The sequence below is a fragment of the Polaromonas sp. P1_G2 genome, from assembly GCF_056405515.1.
Window position 1 is genome coordinate 1 of sequence record NZ_JBFUBY010001456.1, and the last position, 400, is coordinate 400.

General features: G+C 61.2%; 1 protein-coding gene. It reads left to right on the plus strand.

Annotation, left to right across the window (positions count from 1 at the left end):
- Nucleotides 1-100 precede the first annotated feature (100 nt).
- On the plus strand, nt 101-400 hold a 300-nt coding region (locus tag AC1D0P_RS31055), incomplete at its 3' end, for a cupin domain-containing protein (RefSeq protein ID WP_477680241.1).

Genomic DNA, 400 nt, shown 5'->3' on the forward strand with positions numbered 1-400 from the left:
GTATGTTCATGGTCCGCTTGGAAGGCCGCTTCCGCAATCCAGATCGCGCAAGCCATTATCCGGATCCGGCAAGGCTTTCTCGATAGCGTGAGGGGACCCGATGCAGATAAAGCATGTGCCGCTTTCCCGTTTCGCCGCCGTTGACACGCGCTCGCCCGAGGATGCGCGTGATGCGATCGGCCGGATATTCTGCCCGCATTTCCTCAACCCGCTGGAGCGCGAGCCGAAGCTTTTTCACGCCCGGCATCACACGGTCGTGCAGGCCGATTATTCGGTGAATTTCGTCTCCTACGGATCGACGGTAGAGATCGATCCAGGGGAATTGTCGCGCTTCTTCCTGCTGCAGCTGCCGATCGCGGGCTCGGCCACGGTGCGATGCGGCACGCAAGTGGCGGAGGCA